Annotated in this window: 12 protein-coding genes and 2 pseudogenes; 7 read left to right on the plus strand and 7 right to left on the minus strand. The window is 66.9% G+C overall.

Annotated features, from left to right (window positions below):
• Nucleotides 1-67: 67 nt before the first annotated feature.
• The 6 genes from ACVW19_RS04950 to ACVW19_RS04975 form a co-directional block, all read right to left on the minus strand.
• On the minus strand, nt 68-1,915 hold the full coding sequence (locus tag ACVW19_RS04950) for a DUF6339 family protein (protein WP_457456915.1): 1,848 nt from the start codon (nt 1,913-1,915) through the stop codon (nt 68-70).
• Nucleotides 1,912-2,811: a hypothetical protein gene (locus ACVW19_RS04955; RefSeq protein WP_457456917.1), complete on the minus strand. Its 900-nt coding sequence runs from the start codon at nt 2,809-2,811 to the stop codon at nt 1,912-1,914. Before ACVW19_RS04955 ends, ACVW19_RS04950 begins: the two co-directional genes overlap by 4 nt.
• Nucleotides 2,808-4,808, minus strand: coding sequence for a hypothetical protein (locus tag ACVW19_RS04960; protein ID WP_457456919.1), 2,001 nt, complete (start codon nt 4,806-4,808; stop codon nt 2,808-2,810). The genes ACVW19_RS04955 and ACVW19_RS04960 overlap by 4 nt, the downstream gene beginning before the upstream one ends.
• Nucleotides 4,805-5,830 (minus strand): PD-(D/E)XK motif protein, encoded by a 1,026-nt coding sequence (locus ACVW19_RS04965; RefSeq protein ID WP_457456921.1) that lies wholly within the window; start codon nt 5,828-5,830, stop codon nt 4,805-4,807. The genes ACVW19_RS04960 and ACVW19_RS04965 overlap by 4 nt, the downstream gene beginning before the upstream one ends.
• The gene (locus ACVW19_RS04970) at nt 5,827-8,385 is read right to left on the minus strand and encodes a Z1 domain-containing protein (RefSeq protein WP_457456923.1); all 2,559 of its coding nucleotides are present in this window, start codon (nt 8,383-8,385) and stop codon (nt 5,827-5,829) included. The genes ACVW19_RS04965 and ACVW19_RS04970 overlap by 4 nt, the downstream gene beginning before the upstream one ends.
• A gap of 228 nt (nt 8,386-8,613) precedes the next feature.
• Complete coding sequence (locus tag ACVW19_RS04975) at nt 8,614-9,000, minus strand: very short patch repair endonuclease (protein WP_457456925.1); 387 nt, start codon at nt 8,998-9,000, stop codon at nt 8,614-8,616.
• Between the two features lie 230 nt (nt 9,001-9,230).
• Between ACVW19_RS04975 and ACVW19_RS04980 the strand changes: the two genes are divergently transcribed.
• On the plus strand, nt 9,231-9,419 hold the full coding sequence (locus tag ACVW19_RS04980; protein ID WP_329510005.1) for an AbrB/MazE/SpoVT family DNA-binding domain-containing protein: 189 nt from the start codon (nt 9,231-9,233) through the stop codon (nt 9,417-9,419).
• A 66-nt stretch (nt 9,420-9,485) separates the two neighbouring features.
• Nucleotides 9,486-10,246, plus strand: a pseudogene (locus ACVW19_RS04985) (SCO6880 family protein); the annotation flags it as partial.
• Nucleotides 10,247-10,362: 116 nt separating this feature from the next.
• Here the strand turns inward: ACVW19_RS04985 and ACVW19_RS04990 are convergent.
• Nucleotides 10,363-10,545 carry a hypothetical protein gene (locus ACVW19_RS04990; protein WP_456195468.1) on the minus strand — a complete coding sequence of 61 codons (183 nt, stop codon included), beginning with the start codon at nt 10,543-10,545 and terminating at the stop codon, nt 10,363-10,365.
• A 144-nt stretch (nt 10,546-10,689) separates the two neighbouring features.
• Here ACVW19_RS04990 and ACVW19_RS04995 point away from each other — a divergent pair, with 144 nt between their 5' ends.
• From ACVW19_RS04995 to ACVW19_RS05015, 5 genes and pseudogenes are all read left to right on the plus strand, one after another.
• The gene (locus tag ACVW19_RS04995) at nt 10,690-11,856 is read left to right on the plus strand and encodes a hypothetical protein (RefSeq protein ID WP_457456927.1); all 1,167 of its coding nucleotides are present in this window, start codon (nt 10,690-10,692) and stop codon (nt 11,854-11,856) included.
• Nucleotides 11,857-12,346: 490 nt separating this feature from the next.
• A complete protein-coding gene (locus tag ACVW19_RS05000; protein WP_457456983.1) occupies nt 12,347-13,531 on the plus strand; it encodes an IS701 family transposase in 1,185 nt (394 codons plus the stop codon).
• Nucleotides 13,532-14,041: 510 nt separating this feature from the next.
• On the plus strand, nt 14,042-15,229 hold the full coding sequence (locus ACVW19_RS05005) for an ABC-three component system protein (RefSeq protein WP_457456929.1): 1,188 nt from the start codon (nt 14,042-14,044) through the stop codon (nt 15,227-15,229).
• Between the two features lie 43 nt (nt 15,230-15,272).
• Nucleotides 15,273-15,758, plus strand: a complete 486-nt coding sequence (locus tag ACVW19_RS05010) for a three component ABC system middle component (RefSeq protein WP_457456931.1) — start codon at nt 15,273-15,275, stop codon at nt 15,756-15,758.
• Nucleotides 15,759-15,762: 4 nt separating this feature from the next.
• Nucleotides 15,763-16,241, plus strand: a pseudogene (locus ACVW19_RS05015) (DUF3732 domain-containing protein); the annotation flags it as partial.

The raw sequence follows: 16,241 nt of genomic DNA on the forward strand, positions 1-16,241 counted from the left end.
CGGGTGGGGTCATGATGGTCTCGTACTCGACGGGGGGCAATCGGCCCAGGCATCGTTGGCGCCGGTGCTAGCCTCGCAACGCCGCCGCGATGGCCCTTCCCACTGCAGCAGCCAGGGGCGGGGGCATGGCGTGACCGACCTGACGGTATCTGGAGGTCTTGCCGCCGAAGAAGCGCCAGTCCTTCGGGATCGCCTGAATCAGCGCAGCCTGGTCGACCGTGAGCTTCGGTTGTTCATCGGTGGGGAAGTCGATATCCGGTGGGGCGTCGGCGAGGCTGTTGCCGTTCACACCGAGCGCGGCCCACGCCTTCTTACTTCCGGTCGGCCCCAGGTCGGCCCCACCGCGCCGGTCGGAGCCTCCGACGAGAGCGGGACCAATGCGGTCGGCTCCCTTGATCCAGCGTTCTGCACCGGTCCAGCCGTTTGCGGACATGGAAGGGCCGAGGACCTGACCGACGGTGGGTGGCGGCAGTTCCTCGGGTTCGGGCCAGGAGAAGCGGGAGAAGTAAGGCTCCCGGAGGGCGACGAGGAAGCCGCTCCTGCGGTTCTGGGGCACGCCGAAGTCGGCCGCGTTCAGCACCTTCCAGGCCGAGCGGAACCCCGCCTCCTGGAGTTCGGCCTCGATCCATGAGCGGTCAGCACCGAAGTCCGTGCTCTCGACAAGGTCAGGGACGTTCTCCAGCAGTACCGCCTTGGGGGCGATGCCCCGTACCAGCGCTATCGCGGCCCTGAGGACTTTGCGCTCCTCCGTGTCCTCGGCCCGAGCGACGGTTGCCATGGACTTCACACGTGGGAGGCCGGCACTGAGAAGGTCGACTCCGATCGTCTCCGGGCGCTGGTCGGGGCGGAACTGCACAATGTCCATGCAGACGACGTCCCATCCTGGCCGGTTCAGGTCGATGGTGAAGCAGGCATCAGCCTTGCTGTCGATGAGCAGTACCGGGTCGAAGCCGGCCCGCTCGAGACCCAAAGCCTGTGCTCCTGCGCCGGCGCAGATCTCGAGTGATGTGAACTGCCGTGCGTCGACGGATAGCACAGACGGAACGGCTCGGACGGTGGGGAGTTCCGCCCCCTGTCGCGTGGATATCGACGGCTCGCCGGCATCAGCGGGGCGGATTGTTCCGTGCGCGGGGAGAGCGGTCTGGTCTCCCCCGGGTGCGTCGACGCGGCGTTGAGTGTCGACGGATTCCTGTGCGACGGCACGCAGTTCGTCGTCCAGGGCCTCCTCCTCGATGCCGTCGAAGAGGACGAACGGAGCGAGGCGGAGCAGTCGTTTGAGGAAGTCGCGGAGGGTCTCACGCTCGCTGAGTCCGGTGAGGTCGAGGTCCTTCCAGACTCGAAGGATGGCCCGGACCAGGTGTGGACTGCCGCCGAGGGCGGCTCGCCGGGCGTAGATCTGGTCGAAGGCGGCCTCACCGAGAATCTTGAGGGCGCTGTAGGGCTCGGGATCGTCGGAGGACCGTACGAGCTGGGCGCGCCACCACAGTCGGCCGAAGACGTGGCGGGTGAGGTCAGTGCCGAGGACACGGTCCTGGGGCGGCCGTGGGTAGCGCCAGAAGGCGACGTCCGGGATGAGGACAAGAGCGAGAAATGCCCAGACATCACGGGAGGCGGCTTCGGCCGGCACCATCCCCATCTCGGCATGCAGCAGGGCAGCAACCTGGAGGTCGAACTCGGCTTTGCGGGCACGGTCTGAGTCGTCGGGGAATCCTGCCCGCTTGGCGAGGCCGACGACGCCGGTTCGCAGTTCCCTGAGCTGCTGGGTGGAAATCCGGTCCCCACCGGTGGCCACGTAGACCGCCGATTCGTGGGACAGGGCGACGCGACCGGCAAGTTCCGCAGCGGCGAGGTGCCGGTACTCCTCGAAGAGTGGTCTCGCCTGCTCGGCGAGCAGGCGAGGGTAAAGGAAGCTCATCGGGACACCTCGAACATCTTGACCGCTGCCTGCACATCGGAGGCGAACAGAGCGGGTGACTTGCGTTGGCGCAGACGGATGTCGGTGATCGGCTGTCCCGGGAACAGTTGGTGGAAGAGGTTCAGCAGGGTGGCGCCGAGTGAACCGTCGGGGAAGTCGGCCTCCTCCGCGAAGTCGTCGTAGCCGAGGGCGTGTTCGACCATGACTCGGGCGGCGTCGGCGTACACCGCGGAGAGCACGAGCCGATCGATCGGTCGGGGCTTGGCCGCGTTCTCGAATGCAGTGGTGGTGACGGAGTTCCGCTCGTTGACCAGCAGGAGCAGGGATCCCATGGTGGCGCTCTCCAGGCCACCGCTGATCTGCAGGTGCCAGGCAGCGTTGTCGGGGAAGGAGGTCAGAGCGAAATCGATCACGGCCATGGGGAACTGGGGCGCGTCGCCCTGGAGGCGCAGCGACTCCCGATCGCTCCACAGCACGGAGCCGGCCCGACGAGGCGAGGAGGGGCGGGCATCACGGCGGCGCTCGGCCAGTACGAGAGCTGTGTCGAGGAGGAGAAGGCCGCCCAGGTCGGCTCCGCGCAGCAGGACGTCGATCTCCGTGACGACCGTGCCGTCGTCGGTCAGGCGTGTGTGGTTCGCCGGCCCGCTCAGGTTGGACCCGGTGGCTGTCCACACGACGGCAAGGGCGAGTGCCGCGTCAGCCGGGAGGCCTGACTGTGCACGGGCCCGGTCCAGGTCGACGCGGACAGTCCTGCGCAGATGCAGGTCCATGTGGTAGTCCCAGTCCGGCAGCGCCTCGGGAATGGCGACCTCTCCGTCCTCGGTCACGAGCAGCCACGGTTCGGCGGCGACGACGTCCTCGGAAGGGGAGCGGTACGGAAGTACGCGCCGGGTCACCGGCCGCTCACCGCCCCGACTTTGATGTCGATCTCGGTCATGGTGTCCGGTGCCGGGCGTACGAGAACGCGCCAGAGGGAATCCCCGCCCTCGATCTCGCACGACTCGGTCGTGCGGAGGTCGCCGGCATCGTCCTCCCAGCCGATGAGAACGGGCATGCTCGCTCCCATGGGTGGATCCGTCTCGCGGCCGTTGGCACCGGGGAGTGTCACGGCGAGTTCGATCCGGACTCGCTGAGGTCCGGGAACGGGGAGCCGGAATTTCTGAACGAGCACCGCGTCCTCGTCCCGGTCGTCGTAGTAGGGCTCTCCGACGTACTGGACTCGTGGCCGTCGACGCGCCCTGACAGCGGCACCGTTCGTCCGCTCATCGGTGAACGACTGCTGGTCATCGGTAGAATCACCGGGCCTGGTTGTTTCCGCGCCGGCGGTCCGATCGGTACCGGGCGCACCGTTCGGGGTGGGACGACCCGAGGTGGCGCCGCCGGGGCTCTGCTGCTCGTCGTCGGCATCCTGAGAGCGGGCACGCACGGCGGTGCTGCCGGGCTTGGCGTAGGCGGTGGCCCCACCGATTCCCCAGGCTCCGCCCACAAGACCGGAGAAGAAGGAGCTGGCCGCACCGAGCGCTACGTGGCTGGCTCCGGGACGAGCGACACCTCCCAGCGAGAGCAGGCCTTCCAGCTTCTCGTCAATGCGCCGGAATGTCGTTTGCACGAAGGTGCTCTCAGGCCGGTCGAGTGACTGCGGGTGCCAGGCATCGTGCGTGGGCGGCTCGGCCGTGGCATAGATGTCGTCCATTGCCTCGTCTGCACGGAAGACTCCCGCGTAGCCCTGGCTGGCGCTCGGGGGCTTCGGGCCAGGCCGATAGGTGACGACGAGCTCCGCGGGGCGCATCAGGCACACATGATGGACGAGGTCCTCGATGTCGATCATCCGCGAGGCGCGGGTCGGTTCCAGAGCCGGCATGATCCGCTTGACCAGTCCGAGGCGCCCGAGATGGCGCTTCGGCCTGAAGCACTGGAGGTCGCTGCCGGTCGGCCCGCTCATCGCCTCGTACGCCGCGACGAACATGTTGAGCGGTCGGGTCTCCCTGGGGTCCGGCACGTGGTGTTCGATGCCGTCACAGGTGACGGTGAAGCGCATGGCGGGAGGCTTGCCATCCGTGGAAATCATCTTCGGCCAGAGATGCCAAGCGATGGTCTCGGCCAGGTAGTCGGCTGCTGCGGCGGGCTCGAGTTCGTCCAGGTTCGGGTCGACGACGACAATGGTCGCCCCGGTCTCGTCGGGTCCGAAGGGTCTGAGGCCCAGGCGCCGCACTGCGGTCTCCGCCTGCCGGCCCGTCAAGGGTTCGACGACGTCACCGGAGGTGTCGCCCCACCAGTGGCGGCCGGTGTAGCGGCGATCGCCCTCCGGCTCTGCGGCAACATAACTCTTCCAGAGGGTGCAGCCGATGAGTCGGGTCTCGTAGTCACCCTGTGGCGTTCGGCAGCGGGAGTGCACGAGGATTGTTCCGGGCCTGGACAGTAGGTAGAAGATGCCCTTGCCGAAGCCGTAGGTTCCGCCGCCCAGCGCGGTGTCGCGCGGTTCTCCGATGTTGCGGATGAAGGACACGAAGTCGCGTTCGGGGCCGAGGGCATTGTCCGCGCGGGTGGGGCCTCCCAGTCCTCGGGTGCCGCGGTCGGAGACGGCCAGGACCCGGATCGGACCTCGCTTGAGCGTCTCGCGCAGTGGAAAGTGCTCCGGCCCCGCGGGGGCACCTGCAAGGAGCGGTTCGCGCCATGCGCCGGCGTGTGCCGGGCCGACCGTCCACATGTCCACGCGATAGTCGATCGGACCGGGTGACGGCGTGAGTCGGGCGTCCCAGCTGTTCTGAGCCGACTCGCGCACCAGGATGGTGAGCAGGTCGAGCTCGGGGCGTCCGAGCTGGTTGCGGATGCCCTCGGCCGCGCTCGCGCCTTCCGGCGGATAGGGCTGGGAGAACCAGCGGGGCCCCGTCACACGGACTCCTGGATCATGCTGTCGATCATCTGGGAAACCTGGTCGGGCGGAAGAGGGACGGGGATCGCGCCGGACAGGTCGATGGTGTATTCGACGTCCAGCACCGACACCGGGACGCCTGCCGTGGTGAGGGCCTGGGCCGTCAACCCGGGGAATTGGGCGTCGACGCCGTACCACCTCTCCTCGGCGATCGCGAACCGCACGTCCTGGTAGTGGTCGGCATCGGCAAGGTGATAGCCGGCCCGCGCGAGCAAGTCGAGCAGTGCGCTCTCGTCGTCGCAGAGCCGAAGTGCCTCTCCGACCGCTTCCGTGAAAGCGGTGCCGACACCGTTCGCACTGGCGCGGTCCAGGCGGAACCAGACCAGGCAGAGTGTCCCGTGCTCCGGTGCCTCGAGTTGGTCGAGGCCGTGGATCCGTGGCCTTCGCCCTTCACTGCTGGCAGTCGTCTTCACCTCCACGGCACGCGTCCCGGCGAAGAAGTCGTGGCGGTACCCCTCGGGCCCGTACCAGAGCCGGTGGGCGCTCGAATCCTTGCGGAGAAGCCGATTGAGTACCGTGAGCTCGCCGAAGAGCCCCGCGAGTTCGTCGGGTCCCAGTGGCTTGCCCTGTGTTCGGAACAGGGCCTTCCACCGATCGAGCACACGGTAGAGCGCCTTGACGGGATTGTCGGGCAACTCCCTGGCCGCGCCGAGCACGTCGACACACAGTTCCGTGAACAAGTCGTCGAAGTCGTGCCGCAGGCAAGCGAGGTCGGCGTAGGTCTGGTAGGTCTTGACGTCCTCCAGAGGACGCTTGCGCAAGCGGAGCACTGGTCCGTCCAGCCCCTCGCGGATCTTGCGGTGTGTGGCTATCGGAACGAGGACGTGCCGGGACCCCTCGTGGTCGACAGCCAACGCCAACGGCCCTCTGTCGACGTCGACGGGCAGGTCGCAGACCCGCAGGCGTCGTTCCCCTGTGGCCGCTTCGGCCTCCAGCGCTGTCCACTGTGCCTCGACGAGACTGCGCAGCTCGTCGTCGTTCATGCGTCCTCACCCTCGAGAAGGCTGTAGTCCTCGTCCTCGATCCCAACCCTGGACAGGTCGGCGGAGATGTAGCTCTCCACAGTGCTGTCCCCGTGCCGGGGTTCAGGGAAGACCAGGCCTACACCGATGACGTGTTCCTCTGCATGCAGGGGTGCACGCAACTTCTTCGCGGGGACTGGCTCGGAGACTTTGTCGATCGGGTAGAGGACCAGTAGGCCGGTGTCGGGGAGCTGCTTCCGACGCTCGTCCATGATGCCCTTCTCGGTCAGGTTGCCCACTTCCCCGATCAGGTCCACAGCGGCGTCCCGACGGCTCATCAGGGTCTTGATGTCGGCGAAGTCCGGTGTCGGGTTGGGGAGCTCGAGGCGGGCACGGTTGTTCCGCCCGACGCACACTCCGGAGGCAAAGGTGAAGTCGTCCCCCTTGGGGTTACCGACGATCGCAACGTTCCATCGGCGCAGCGATTCGGCTGCGGTGACCCTCGTCCGGATGTACTGGATGATCAAGTCTGCGTCGTTCTCCGGCGACTTCTCGTGGAACTTGTAGCTCGACAGGAAGTCGATCACGATGTCGTGCGGCACGTCGCGGAAGACGTATCTGCCCTCGGCCGCCCGTTCCTCGGACCTGACCGCGTTCGCGGCAGCGGACGCGACCAAATCGCGTGCGGCGGTGATGTTGTCGCTCAGCCAGTCGGCGTTCGTGTGGAAGTAGTGGGTCTGGACGCGCTTGCCGCCGTAGGACGAGGCCGCCACGACCGCATCGCGCATCTTGGCTGCAGCGGTCACGCGCAGGGCCGGGTGCGTGCGTAGGCGTACGGCGAAGGTCAGCGGAGTCTCGGACTCTGTCATGTAGATCTCGATGTCCCGACGCATCTCGGTCTCGACCGTGGCCAGGTGCCGGAACCACTCGGCCAGCTCGTCCGTCATCCAGATCCGCGGCAGGTCGGCGTAACCGTTACGGAAGCCGAACCACCGCCCCATCTGCAACAGCGTGTCGTACGCCGATACAGAGCGGACGAAATAGCTGACCGATAGACCTTCGAGAGTCAGTCCTCTCGAAAGGGTGTTGCCGCCCACGGCGATGGCCACGACCGGACCGTTCTCGTAGTCGAGGCGGTCCTCGCTACTGGAGTTGTCCATGATGATGCGGCAACTGTCGAGCACCCCGGGCAGCTCGGGCAACAGCTCCTCGAACTCCACCTTCGTCTCGCCGAAGTCTCCGGCCGGCACACGCCCGGTCTCCTCGTCCCACAGATTACGAAGTCGCGAGAGGAAGTCGGCGTCCGCCGCGGACAAAGACCGCGTGAACCGGTCGCGCAGATGCTCCAGGGGTCTCTTGAAACTGTTGTGCACGGCGGTGTTGACGCTGGTGTGGATCAGCATCGTGTTGTGCGGATTGCCTGTCCCGCGTACCTGTCGGGCAGCAGTGACCAGCCAGAAGTAGTCGATCGCCCGGCGCAGGGTGTCGGTGATGACAGGTTCGAAGCCTTCGACGTCGGTCCTGGTCTCAGGGCGCACAGCCGGCACGTCGGTCTCGGGTACCGACCGGATCATGTCGTAGCCGTCGTCGGCCTGCTCCGGGTCCTCGCCGTCGAGGGCATAGCGGCCGAAGAGGACCTCGGTGCCGAAGTGGCCTGCAGGCTTCGGGAGATTGACGACGAAGTCCTTGGGATACAGATCTTGCGCGCTCGGGTCGATCAACAGGTTCGCGAAGGGGGAAGCCGTGTATCCGACATAGGCGGACCTCGGCAGGTGGCTCATGATCTCAAGAATGAGCGGATTAATCGACTTCGTCGCCACAGTGGCCTGGTCGGCCTCGTCGTCGATGATCAGTGCGGGGCAGTCCTGGAGATAGTCCGACGCTTTCTGGAGCCAGCCGGCCAGCTTGCGCAGCACCGTCGCATTCTTCTTCACCACGCACAGCACGTGCGTCCGATTACTCCGCCCGAAGTACGAAGCCGGGTTCTCCTGCGGCGTGAAGTCCCTCTCGAGTCCGGTGAGCTGGGACCACCGCGAAGGGTTGGGTTCCACAAGCTGCTGCACAAGTCGGGTCTGAGTCTGGCGCCTGAGGCCGTTGTGGATTCCTGCCAGAACGATGAACAACTTGTAGCCGCGGTCGGCTGCCTTGGCCATGACCGAGGTGAAGTTGGTCGTCTTGCCCGACTGAACGTGGCCAACGACCAGGCCACGTGTGGAGAATGCCTTCTCCTTCGGGTGGTTCAGCAGGGAGACGACTCGGGTGGAGGAGTCGTCGAGGTTCCGGATAGCCGGGTCCTCGGGCCAGCCGTCCTTGCGTAGCAGACCCACAATCGCAGGCCAGCACTTGTCCTTGGCCTGCGGCCCCGTGTACCAGGTGTCGCGACCGTCCAGAACAACGGCGTGCGGCTCCTCGAGCTCCCTGATCCGGATCGTCTGCTGCTCGTGCCGCTCCCGGATCCGTTCAACGATGTCCGGGCTGATACCCAACTGTTCTAGCCGCTTGACCGCTTCCGAAGGGGGGAACGCATCCAGGAGCGCCTTGAACGTATCGTACATTCCATCGATATCATCGGTCATGGTAGTTGACCGTTCCCCGCTTCCACTCTATGCACGCAGCCGGACCATTGAGGGCACCCCGCCTCGGAGTACAGCTCACAGGCGGCAAGGGCCCCCCAGGCACGCACAACGCGCTTCCTCGCACAATTCCCACACATTAGCCGTCGCGCTCGGGGCCACAAGAGCAGAACGAGGTCACGATCTGCTTTCGCACGCTCGCTGGAGCATTTCGGCCCGCACACCGCACGGTCAACGCTGTTCGGACCGCCTCGCCTGCACCTCAGCGGCGATCCGCTGCGCGACGCTCTCGGGCGCCTCGTGCTCCCAGAACCTCAGCACCGTCCAGCCTGCCGAAGTCAGGTGTTCCGTCGTCTCACGGTCACGGGCGATGTTGCGGTCGAGCTTGGTGCGCCACCACTCCGCGTTCGCTCGGGGGCTCGTCGCGTGGTCGGGGCAGCCGTGCCAGAAACAGCCGTCGAGGAACACGGCGATCCTCAATCTGCCGAACAGAATGTCCACCGTCCGGCGGGGCATGCCGGGCACAGGGACGTGCACGCGGTACCTCAACCCGCTGCTGTGCAGCAGGCGACGTACGGCCAGCTCCTGCGCGGTGTCGCGGGATGCCTGACGACTCATGCGCGCGGCAACGGAGGCCGACGATGCGATTGGCGACATATGACCAGTCTCCCGCACTCGCGGGTGATCCGACTGCGTCATCGATCGGATCGCCGAGCTTGCCGCGGTCTTCGGGGGGCCAGCAACCACCCGTTGCCCGGTGAGCGACAGGCAGTGACCAGAGGGGAATGACCTACCGCCCCCCGGGACAGCAGCGGCATGCAGCAGTGGCGCTGTGGGAGACTGCACGCGTGTCCCGAACCCCCGTAGAGCTGACCATCGACGCCGACGGGCGAGTCTCACTCCCTCTCGGACTTCTCGCCGAGGCCGGACTCGACCCTGGGAGCCGCATCCTCGCCTACAGTGAGGGCGACGGACGCTTGGTGCTCCGCCGCGAGGAGGACGCGGTGCGCGACCTGTTGGAGCGAGGCACCCTGTAGGCCCTGCTTGGTGCCTCGACAGCCGGGCGCTCTGAGCGTTGCACCAGCAGAGCAGCAACATCGCAACTCGCCGCACTGGCCCGCACCCGGTCAGGTCGCCCGGATCCAGGTGATCGAGCGCCCCGTGCCGGACTCCGGCGACGCCCTTCGCCGGTACTTGGAGGAACATGGCCGACCCACTGCCCCGGCGGCCGGCGCGATCTACAGTGAGCTGATCCAGAGCGCGGGCCCGGCTGCGGCTCCGCGCGAGGCATACGTCGCGCTCTCGCTGGACGCCAAGGCCGCCAGGCGCCTGATCAGCCAGGCCGGAGGCGGTCTGACCGAATCCTTCAGCGTCCGGGCGCAGTTGACCTCGACCTTCGACCAGGCCGCGTGCACCGCCGGGCTCAACCCCACCGGCCGGCTCACCGCCCACGAGGTCGCGGCAGTCGTGCGAACAACATAGACCCCAAGGCCCTTTCCATGCTCGGCCGTTGGTCCTCCTCCGGGCGTCCCGAGACCGACCCCGCCAGCCGGGTCGTGGTCGTGGTCGTGGTCGTGGTCGTGGTCGTCGAGAAGTCGGACCACATCGCGACCGACTCTGCCGTCCACTCCACGTACTGGTGGAGAACTGGCCCCGCACCGAGACGTCGGCGGGCTTCCTGCACCAGCTGCTGTTCACCGCCGGGGGGGGCGGCAAACCTTGTCGCTGTCGTACGAGCCGAAGGGGCTGGACGCCACCTGCGCGATGTCCAGCGCAGGAAGGCCAGTGTGATCGCGGACGCCGCCGAACGGGGTCGGCACGGCCAGGTCGACTCCGAAGCGACTCCATCGAGTGCCAGGACATCATGCCTTCCGGTGCTATCGCAGCTGGCGCGGCAGCTGCCGGTCATCGACGCTGTCCGGACAGTGACCGCTCCGTGGTGTCGGAGCGGTCACTGTCGTTATCCCACAGTCACCTCGGTCACAGGATCCGAAGAGCGAGGGTGTGGCAGTCCAGGATCTTGCGGGCCTCCGCCCGGCGGGAACGGCAGGGATGGACCAGGGCGACGCCGACGATGACGACGTACACGGTGATCCAGATGTACAGGGCCGTGATCAGCGCGCAGGGCAGGGGGCAGGTCGTCGGGAGCAGGCTTGTCAGCATGGTCTCTCCTGGTTCGTTGCCGGGGCCGTGTACTCCGGCGGTTCCCCAAGAGGACCAGGCGTGGTGTGCCCGATCTTGGTGAAGGTGGGGGGGTTCTATTCAAAAGGCACGTCCCCTTCCAGCGGAGTTGGGTAACTTCGCGGCATGTCTTCTATGGGTGATCTGGGGTCCGCTGATCAGCAGCTCATCGGCCACGCGCGCCGGCACGGCTTTGTGGTGTCGGCGAAGCAGCTTGCGTCGTGGCGGCGGACGGGGCTGTTACCGAGGAACACTGTGCGGTGGCTGGGCCGGGGGCGCGGGAGCACGTCGGCTCCGACCGACGAGGCGTTCGTCCTGGTCGTGGCGCTCGCCCGGCTGGCACGGAGGGGCGCTCGACCCTCTCATCTGGCGCTGGCCCTGTTCAGCGAGGGGTACCCGGTGCCGGAGAAGACCGTACGGGAAGTCTTCGAAAAGGCTGTCCGGGGTCTGGGCGCCGGCCTTGGCGAGGAGGGTCCAGAAGCAGGGGAGGATGAGGAGGAGTGGGCGGAGCGCGTCGCCGACGAGTTGGTCGCCTCCGGGCAGCGGCTCCGACTTGTTCCCGCTCGGGCGCGTCGGATCGACGAGGGTATCGCCCGGTGCATGCATGACCGGGGGGTGGTGTGGCCTCCGCCGGAGCTGGTTGCACTGGACCGCAACCCGGAACCTTCGAGGCCGTCCGACGGGGAGGCCACCGCTGCGGCGGTGACCACGATGCTGCGCGGGGGCGCCGACATCACGCCGCAGGGAATCGGTGACCTGCTGCGGGCCATACAGCCGGCGGGGTGGGGCAACCCGTGGGCATCCCTGGCCGAGTACACGGTCGAGGACGTCCCGGACCTTGCCCAGGAGGTGTTTCTGCCCGACGGTGGGATGAGCACCCTCCCCGACGGCCCTGTTCACGACACCCTGCTGCGTCTGGTGGAGACAGCCGCCCTGGATGACCTGCAGGCTGCTTGGGCGGCGAGCGAGGCGACTCGGGAATGGGCTCTGGACCTGTGCGCACGGGTCGAAGCGGAGCTGCAGGCCGACGAGCTGGATGGCGCGGCCTTCGAATGGCTGATGAGCAGAACTCTTACGTCGGGAATCGTACTGATGTCCGAGATTAGTGATCGCTACTGGTCCCCGGCGGATCGGGCGTCGACGTCCGTGGGCCTGTTACTGATGCGGCAGGTATTCCGAGATCTCGAAGAGAAGGTGCCCGGCTGCCAGTGGGAGCTACTCGACTCCCCCGGCGTGATCATGCCGCCTCCACTGCTGGCGTTCCTCCAGTCCGGCCTGACGCCCTCCGGTTGAAACCTGACATACGGAAGCTCTGCTACCCGGTGCTGGCGGCGCCTCGGGTTCGGCAAGATCCCGGACCCTTTCGACTGCCATGTTGCCGAGGCTGGCCGCCTATGCGCCTGCACGCCCTCTGCCAAGTCTTCACCCTACGAGTCGGCCTTGGAACATTTCCATAGAATGGATCTCTCGTCAGCGGGCACCACTGGGCCGCTTTGGCACAGTTTCGCGGCACCCTCCGCCGCACAGCGCTCCCTCAGGACCGATCAGACGGAACGGGAGGCTCCACCGCCCGGGTAGCGGCCCCGAAAGAACGAAGGCCCCAGGCCCCAGCGGGTCAGGGCTGAGGTTCCGAGCCGCCTTCGGGATTCGAACTCGCGACCTACGCATTAACGAGTTGGTGCGTGATAGCGGATGAGGTCGTGGTGGCCCGCGTGGGGACTGCGGTCTAGTACTGCAACGGTGCTTGCCGTGACTGCTGGCCAGGTCAGTCGTTGGCGTGGTTATGGGTGGGGACCTTGCTGATATCAGGTTGTGGGCGAGCGAACTCGAGGCGGTGCACGAGCGGTTCGTGCACCGGTTCAACAGATCGGAGCCGAGGGAGTCGGCACTGGCCTATATGCGGGGCCTGATCGCTCCGCTGCAGCGCAAGAACGGCTGGACCCTGGCGGAGGAGGCCGGCCACGCGGGCCCGGACCGCATCCACCGGATGCTGAACCGGATCGAGTGGGACGCCGACGAGGTCCTCGATGACGTGCGCCAGTACGTGGTCGACAACCTGGGTGACCGGGACGCCGTCCTGATCGTGGACGACACCGGCTTCCTGAAGAAGGGGGTGCGGTCGGCGGGGGTGCAGCGGCAGTACTCCGGCACCGCCGGGCGGACGGAAAACTGCCAGATCGGCGTCTTCCTCGCCTACGCGGCTCATGGCGGCCGGACGCTGATCGACCGCCGTCTGTATCTGCCTACGTCCTGGACGGACGACCGGGAACGGTGCCGCCGGGCCGGCATCGGTGACGAGGTGGCCTTCGAGACGAAGGTGGCGATGGCCAAGTCGATGGTCCGCCGCGCGATCGCGGAGAAAATCCCGTTCCGGTGGGTGACCGCGGATGCCGCCTACGGCTTCTCCAAAGGCTGGCGGTTCGAGCTGGAGCAGGCGGACGTCTTCCACGTCATGGCCACCACCCGGCACGACACCGTCGTCACCCGCTGGTCCATCGACCACCCCGTCCACGAGCTGTTTCCCGGCCTGCCGCGGCAGAAGTGGAAACGCCGTTCCTGTGGCGACGGCGTCCACGGCCGGCGGATCTATGACTGGGCGCGGGTTGAGGTGCGGCCCTGGCACCGGCCGGATCGTCGGCACTGGGTGCTGGCCCGCCGCAGCGTCAGCCGCCCGGACGAGATCTCCTACTACATCGCCTACTGCCCGGCCGACACGACCCTGGACGAGCTGATCCGCGTCGCGGGCAGCCGCTGGGCCGTGGAGGAATGCTTTCAGACCGCGAAGCAGGAGTGCGGCCTGGACGACTACCAGGTCCGCCGCTATCCCGGCTGGCACCGCCACATGACGTTGGCCATGGCCGCCCACGCCTGCCTGACCGTCCTGCGGGCCCGAGAGCTGGACACTGGGAAAGCAGAAACGGATCCTCCCAGCTCATCCACCTCAGCCTCGCCGAGATCAGACGGCTGATCACCCGGCTCACCGACCGCCGGCCCGCACCTGTCGACCACATCCTGCACTGGTCGACATGGCGTCGCAGACGGCAACACCAGGCCCGCGTCAGTCACTACAAGCGGCGCGGACACAGTCCCTGAAACTGGTCAGCAATCAGCACAAGCACCGTTGCAGTATTAGGGGCAGGGGCAGCCGCCACTGCCGCTGATCTGCACCCTGTGGAACGTGCACTACAAGACGACGGCGAGCTGGACCAGCAAGCCCGCCCGGCCGGGGTGCTGACAACGCGGTGGGAGCCCCGTGCGAAAGCCCTGGGAATCAGTACGTCTGCGGAGCGCGCGGCGGCCGAACGCCGAGTTTTCACTCCCGTCGAGCAACGGGCGTAATGCATGACCGCACCGCGGACCGGAGTGGATGCGAAATTGACGAGCCCGCCGCAACCCTCCACAATATCGAACATAGATTCGACATTTGGGTGGGCATGGCGTGTGGACGCTGTGCCCAGGCGGGGGGAGACTGCAGGTCATGGGAAAGGGTTCTCACAGCGCTGCTCCGAATGCCATCGGCTACCAGCACCAGACGTGGTGGGCCCTGGTAGAGCTCCTGCAGACGGGAGCGAGCAGACCTGATGCCGCGCTGAGCCTGGAGCTCTACGACGACGTGGCGTGGGAGCAGGAGGGAACGGCCACGGAACTCCTCCAGGTCAAACACCATATCGGCCAGCACCGGTCGCTCACCGACACGGCAACGGATGTGTGGCGCACGCTGAAGGTGTGGATGGACGAAGCCTCGCCATCCGACCCCGTCGGCCCTGCGCTTGCCCTGGTGACGACCGAGACTGCCGCGGAGGGAACGGCCGTTGCCGCGCTGTGTCCGCGCAGCCGCAATGAGGCGGAGGCCAAGCGTCTGCTGGAGCATGTCGCGCGCACTTCCACGGCCCAGCTCACCGAGAAGGCCCGCGACCAGTTCCTCAGTCTGGGTGACGCGGCGAGGCTGTCGTTCGTCTCCCGTATCCGGGTGATCGACCGCTCACCTCACATCCAGGATGTCGCCGTCCAGGTCAAGGAGCGACTGCATTGGGCGCTGCCGCCCGGCCACGAGGGCCTCTTCCTGGCCATGGTCTGGCGGTGGTGGGACGAGATGGCGCTCGCCCTGCTGCAGGGCCGGCAGCGTGGCGTCGATGTCGGTGACGCGCAGGCGGCAATCGCCGATATCCGTGACCAGTTCACCCGCGAGAACCTGCCCACCCTGGTAGAGCTGGCGGACGTCAACGCGGGAGAGCTGGAACAGAAGTACCGCATGCACCCCTTCGTGCAACAGATGCACTGGGTGGCCTACCCGCCACGCAACCTGCAAAAGGCGATCGTGGACTACTACCGCGCCTACACCCACTCGGTGCGCTGGCTCGAAGAAGACCTCATCGGGGCAGTCGAGTTGACCCGCTTCGAGAACGAGCTCGTCGACGAATGGGAGCGTGAGTTCGAGTGGATGCTCGACACCCTCGACGGGGACGCGGACGACGACGCGAAGAAGACCGCCGGCAAGCAGCTGCTGCGACAACTCCTCGGCCAGACCAGCCTCGCGGTGCGCTCGCGGTACAACGACCCGTTCTTCGCCCGCGGCCAGCGGCACATGCTCGCCGACACTGGCAAAATCGGCTGGCACGCCGACTTTGAGACCCGCATCGCCGAACTGTTGAAGGTGGTCACGTGACGCTGCCACTGCCTTCTTCGGCCGCCGCGACGAGGAGATGAGTATGACCGCCTGGAGCGATCGCTCCCCGATCTCCGCCGTCATGCTCAACCCGGCCCTGATGGCGGCTATCTTGGCCAGTGTCGCGCAGGGGTATGAGAAGGAGACGGAGCAGGCCATGCCCTGGGTCCTGGGGTTCGTGGCCGCCCCCATGGTCCTGCACCAGCCGACCCGCAAGGCCCTGCCCGCCTCGACCAGAACCCACCTGGGCGCCTGGATCGGCAAGAACCCCGTTCTGCGGGCCGGGTTCCCCGCCCGGGTTCAGGCCCTGACGGAGCCCGTCAAGGAAGGCACCCGGTTCGGCTTGGCTCACCACGTCCTCACCCTAGAACCCGGCGGACGTATGCGATCCGCGTACCGCAGACCGCGCGGCTTCAAGACCCCCGAGGAACTCGACCAGATCCTGCGCAAGGCCAGTCTGGCAGGGCGCTGGCTGGCCAAGGCCGACAGCCCAGCGACTGTCTTTGCCGTCCTCGGCGTGACACCCTAACCGGGTGCAACTGCTCGCGATCATCCTCTACAGCAAGACAGGCGACCGGCAGGTCCTGGAGTTCACCCCAGGCGCCCTGAACGTCGTGACGGGCGAGTCGAAAACAGGCAAGAGCGCCTTGCTCGAGATCGTCGAATCCTGCCTGGGACGCGACACCCTGCAAATGCCGGTGGGACCCATCACCAGCACCGTGTCCTGGTACGCCGCCCTGTTCCAGCTCGACAGCGGCCGCGCCTTCGTCGCACGCCCTGCCCCCAAGGCTGGCAAGTCCTCAACCCAGCAGGCCATGCTCGCCTTCGGCGCAGACCTCGAACCCCTCGACTACGAGCAACTCGAGGTCAACTCCGACACCAACACGGTCCGCGAGCAGCTCGGCCGGCGCATCGGCATCGAGGAGAACCTGCACGAGCCCCCGGCCGGTTCCGGTCGCCAGGCACTGGAAGCCCACATCGGCCATGCCGCCCTGCTCTGCCTGCAGCGCCA

The organism is Streptomyces sp. TE5632, assembly GCF_054061295.1.